Below are 5,192 nucleotides of genomic sequence, written 5' to 3'. Positions count from 1 at the left end.
CTGTCAATGACTTGGACACAGCGAAAACGGATCCTATCGTTGTGGGAGCGACTTCAGTCGCGACAAGGACTTGCGGTGAGGCACGATTGTCGCGACTAAAGTCGCTCCCACAGAAAGCAAGTTTTTAGAGGCTCCCTTCAGCCGCGATAAGCCGTGATGCAACCGGGTGCCGCGGCTGAAGCCGCTCCTACAAGATAGCTGGATGCCCGAGTCATGCGTGAGTGGCGACGCAGAGGCTGAAGTTTGTCGTATGACTCATACAAACGCCCCGCTAAGCATCTCCCACCTCCAGGCAATGCGCCCTCAAGCCACGGCGTAAGCCATGCTCCGCATCTGCTCGACATCGGTGATGAGCATGGAATGCTGGGTCCAGCTGACCAGGCCGCTGCGACGCCATGCCTGCAGTTGCGCATTGAGCTTGGGGCGGCTGGCATTGATCATCGCGGCCAGCACGCTCTGGCTAGGCGGCATGGGTACCACGACGCCACCGGCTTGCTTGCGTCCGCACTCGTCGGCGGCCGAAACGAAATAGCGCGCCAAGCGCGATTCGAGGCGATGCAGGCAAACCGATTCCACCAGTGCGCCCACTTCACGTAGCCGCGTGCACAGCAACGACAGCAAGCGATGCAGGAACTCCGGTTCCGCTGTCAGTACGGCGAAATGGTGCCGCCTGAGGATCAATACCTGCGTGGGAGCGCAGACGAAAGCCGTAGTATCGCGCTGGCGCTCATCGATCAGCGCAGCCTCTCCGATCACATCGCCGGCGGCACTGGTGTTGACGATCAGCTCGCGTCCATCCGGCCCGTAGACCATGGTGTAGACGCAGCCGGACACGACGATCGCAATGAAATCCTGCGGGTCGTTCTTGAGAAACAACACGTCGCCGCCGCGCAGGCGCCGCTCGGCGGCATGCGTGGCGATGTGGTGCATCAGTGCTTCGGGCATCTCGCCGAACAAGCTCGAGCGCCGCAGGATCGCCAGTCGGCGTTCCAGCGTCGAGCCTGAGTGGTCGTCCTCGACGACATACTCCTTGATTGCCACTGCTTCCCCCCGGATCAGCGCTGCCGTGATTATCCATGAACGTTTTCAAGGACTTTTTGTGAATGATGGGGGCCGAATCGCGTATCCCCAACGACAGTCGTTCACGCATGCCGCGCAGTGGCGTCCTTGCACACATGAACACGGCGAGCGTGCTTGCGTTGATGCGTCTGTCCGGCCCGCGCAAGCCGCCGGCATCCCCGGCGCCTTCGCCGACGCCCCCGGTACCAGCCCGTCTAGTCGTTAGCGGAGAGAAGCACATGCGCGTTATCAAGCATCAGGAACAGGGATCCACCTTCAGTGCCCGATACGTCGTCGACGTCGGTGGCGCCTTCTTGCAGAGCGACAACCTGACGAAGGTCGGCTTGTTCCAGATCTGCCGCTTTCGCTGGAACGGTGCGCCGGTGACTGACAAGGTCGCGCTGCTCTCGCAGGACTGGTTCGCCCATGACGATCAGGAGCACACCAAGCGCAGCACAATCAACGCCAATGGCTGGTTCGTCGATGTGCTCGATCGCCCGGATGCGGCACCGAGCCCTTACTACGAAGAGAGTTTCAGTCAGAGCACGCTCGACGGCACCACGCGTCTGATCAACGAAGAGCTGGCCCAGCTCAACTTTATCGATCGCTGGTTCCAGATGGGCGGTGAACCGGCCGAATACGGCAACTGGTCCAACGCGCACAACAACTGCGTGCCGATCGGACTGGGCGGCAGCAGCTACATCTATCTGACGGACAAGCCGATGCAACCGCAGCCGGTTTCGCTCGAATTCAAGGTGCATTTGCTGGGCACGCGTTCGGATGGCAACTACCTGCTTGGGCCGGGCTTCTACTGGGCCTGGAACAGTGCCGCGCAGGATGCCATCCCGGCAGGCGGCAACAGCGCCATCACCGCTGTCGATCAGGTGCCCGACAACGATGTGATCAGCTGTCTGCAGATGTGGGTGGCGGTAAGCAAGAACGCCAAGAAAATCCCCATTGCCGGTTGAATGCCTTCCGCTTCCACGTTATCTGGAGTCCACCATGCCGACCTTGCAGCATTTTCCGATCGCGCAGCAGGCTGCTGTCAATTCGTGCTGGGCGTGTGTCGCCCGCTGCATTATCAACTGGTACAACGGCCTGGGCGAAGCCAACGGCCAGTCCTATGCAAGCGACCAGGCCCTGGCGACAGCTTGGCAAACCGCAACGGGCCAGAACCAGAATGGCAATATCAATATCCAGCAATCGGCGGCAGGTGCATTGATCAGCCTGGGCTTTCTCGCTGAGATCGACGACCACGCCATACCCACGCCAGCGGAAATCGGCGACAGCATCAACAACAACCATCCATTGCTCGCCATGCTCGGCACCACGGAGCCTGACCCGGATCCCAACCCGGATTACCAGGCAGGACACTGGGTAGTCATTGTCGGCATCGAAGAAGCTGCGGAAGATTCCGACGGCGATACGAATATGGATGGCAATAGCGATGACGACATGGATGAAGAAGCCTTTATCCTGTCGGTGTTCGATCCCAATGACGGGCAGATCCACCAGGTGGATTACGATGCGGCAACCTATGAGAACGGCGTGTGGTGGCAGAACACCTCCTACGTCGACCCGTATGCCGCACCGGCTGCCGACTAAGCGAATGTCGTAGCGCTTTTCTGCGTCAAACACTTGCTCGCGGCGCAAGCTGTGGGCAAGCTTGCGCTTTCATGGCGATGGCGCTGGGGAGTGCAATGAGCGAGCCGAGCGACTGGGAGAAACTGCAGGCGTTTGCTCAGATACGGTTGAAGCGTCCGCTGACACCGGAGGAGCTGCAGCAGCTCGAGGCGTTCTATCGAGCGAATCGGGAAGCCATCGCGATCAAGGCGGGGGATCTCTACCAGACCATGGCACACTCGACCGGCATCCTGTTCGAGAATGCAGTGGCCGCGCAACAACAGCAGAACACAATGACGGAAGCGGCAGCCAACCAGGGCGTGATGCAGATCTACAGTCTGGATACCACTGCGGCAGCCGGGGCCACCGAAAAAGTCGCTCAGACCGGCGTGGCCGACAATCTGACCAGCCTGCTGACGGTGCTCGACGCGTTTTATAACCCGTAAGCGTTTCCAGCCCCTCTCTCCGCTGGCTTCGCCGAGGGAGAGCAACTGTCTTGATCATGCATGAGTGCAGCAAGTTACGTAAGTGCGAAACACTGAGGCTTGCCGCAGCCGGCTCCCTCTCCCCTGGCTTGCCGGGGGAGAGGGTTGGGGTGAGGGGGGCTCTTCATTCAAGCCGACGCCTCCAACAACAACGGCGACCCCAACGCACACTCCGGATGCATGCGACTCAACCCATGCACCGCACCGGCCAGACCCGTCATCAAACCTGGTGTAAAGGCCGAGCGCGTCATCCCGCCAATCACTCCGCGATGCTCTTCGATCGAAGAGACTACCTGCGCCGTCGCCGCTTCACGATCGATGCCCGTCGCCTGCGGATCGAGCGCGCTGGCTCGCGCAAGAAACTCCCACAGCGAAAAATCGCCGTGACACAAGGTATGCGTCACACCCCACATATCGCGCGAGGCGCGTGCTGCTTGCCGTATCGTACGCAAATGGCGTGCATCGCCCGTGCGCGTATACAGATCGCACGCCGCCAGTCCGATGCCGACGCTGCCATTGCACCAGGTGTGATAACTCTCGCAACCGTCGCCGTGGCGCAAGTCGTACCAGTTGCCAATCGTTTCGTCGTACAGGCTTTCCTGAAACGTTATCGCCGCATCGGCCAATTTGCGCCAGCGCAGGCGATCGGTATCGCTGCCCGCATCGCTCAATGCAAGCCGTGCCACACCCCAACCGATACCGATCGCCCCATGTGCGAAACCACCGATAGGGCGCGCGACATTGGCGGTATGCCAGCGCGCACCGCGCTCATCGAGAACCGCTGTCTTGTCCAGATGATCGGCGGCGCGCGCCGCCAACGCCAGCCAACGCCGATCGCCGGTGACCTTGGCCAGCCGCAGCAATGGCACGATTACCCCGCTGGCACCGTCCAGCACATCGAACAGCAAGTCGTTTTCGAATCCTTCCTCTTCCAACGCCTGCGCCACCGATATGGCACGCTCCAGCCAAGTCTCGCGGGGCAGCAGGTCATGCAATGTCAGCCACGTCCAGATGCGCGCGCCATGACCGGTAAAGCCGCCCAGTGTCTTGGGCTTATCCTGCTCCAGCGCCTGTAACGTCAACAAGGCGCCTTCCAGGGTTTCCTGCAGGCCTTCTAGCGTTTCGGCGCGACCGCGCGCCATTTCGTGGCGGTAGCCGGCCAGCGCGATCACCACGCCGCCTAGCCCGAAATAGACATCCGATTGCAGCGGCTGCACCATCCACCCGTCGTTCATGGATTCGGGCGTGATCCAGGTCACCGAGCCGTCGTTGCCGCGCACGGCCAGGCGCAACAGGCGTTCGACGGCATCGGTGAGCAGCCTTCGGCGTCGCGCTTCGAGGCGATCGGTATGTGGATGGCGTGCGTAATGGTCGCGGGTCGTGCGCGTTGGCGCGAAACGCTGATTGAGCGAGGTAACGACCAGCGCGCTACGAATGGTCAGCTCTTCCAGATCGACGCGCATGCTGCGCCAGTCGGCAAGCGCGCTATCGATACGCTCCCGACGCAAGGGCTCGGCAAACACGGGAATATCGCCATAGCGAAGATCGTCGATTTCCCCGGCGATGGCCTCGGGCGACGATGGCGCGATCGGTACAACCTCGGCATTCCGTGCAAGCAGATCGCGCACACGCTCGATCCCCGGCGCCTCGTCGTGCAGCGATGCGGGATGCCAGAGCATGCGCCCAAGCTCGACATAGGCCTGTGTCGGCCGAAGAATATCGCGAGCCACACAGCCGACAAAGGGCGTGAGCAAGAGAGAAAGTCGATTGGCGTGATCCAGCTCGCGCAGGCGTCGGGTGGCATCGAGAAAGCCTTCGCTGATGCGGTCCCAGTAAAACGACACATCGGGTGACGGCACGGGGTGATTCTGCGACGTCTCCAGATCGATTTCCGCCATATCCAGCCGAGCGGCCGTGGTGCCGGGATTGGCGATGACAGGCACCCGCAGTTTCGGCTGCTGTCCTGGCAGCGCGCCGGCGGCCGATAGATCGACGCCATCGAAACCCAAGGCGGGAGCGCGAAAC

Annotated in this window: 5 protein-coding genes; 3 read left to right on the top strand and 2 right to left on the bottom strand. The window is 61.4% G+C overall.

All coding sequences use genetic code 11. The features are described 5' to 3' along the window. Positions 1-303 precede the first annotated feature (303 nt). Positions 304-1,041 carry a Crp/Fnr family transcriptional regulator gene (locus VIM98_RS11865; RefSeq protein ID WP_331993321.1) on the bottom strand — a complete coding sequence of 246 codons (738 nt, stop codon included), beginning with the start codon at positions 1,039-1,041 and terminating at the stop codon, positions 304-306. Positions 1,042-1,298: 257 nt separating this feature from the next. On the opposite strand from VIM98_RS11865, the gene VIM98_RS11860 reads away from it, so the two are divergent. From VIM98_RS11860 to VIM98_RS11850, 3 genes are all read left to right on the top strand, one after another. After that, positions 1,299-2,027: a hypothetical protein gene (locus tag VIM98_RS11860; protein ID WP_331993320.1), complete on the top strand. Its 729-nt coding sequence runs from the start codon at positions 1,299-1,301 to the stop codon at positions 2,025-2,027. A 34-nt stretch (positions 2,028-2,061) separates the two neighbouring features. Then, positions 2,062-2,664, top strand: a complete 603-nt coding sequence (locus VIM98_RS11855) for a papain-like cysteine protease family protein (protein ID WP_331993319.1) — start codon at positions 2,062-2,064, stop codon at positions 2,662-2,664. Positions 2,665-2,735: 71 nt separating this feature from the next. Then, the gene (locus tag VIM98_RS11850; protein WP_331993318.1) at positions 2,736-3,128 is read left to right on the top strand and encodes a RebB family R body protein; all 393 of its coding nucleotides are present in this window, start codon (positions 2,736-2,738) and stop codon (positions 3,126-3,128) included. 167 nt (positions 3,129-3,295) lie between these two features. On the opposite strand, the gene VIM98_RS11845 is transcribed toward VIM98_RS11850, so the two are convergent. After that, the coding region (locus VIM98_RS11845) for a lanthionine synthetase LanC family protein (protein WP_331993317.1) at positions 3,296-5,192 on the bottom strand (1,897 nt) is incomplete at its 5' end.

Source organism: Dyella sp., from assembly GCF_036568765.1.
Lineage (GTDB): Bacteria > Pseudomonadota > Gammaproteobacteria > Xanthomonadales > Rhodanobacteraceae > GSA-30.
Note: the sequence above shows the minus strand (reverse complement) of the source record. Positions and strands in the feature narration are given on the sequence as shown.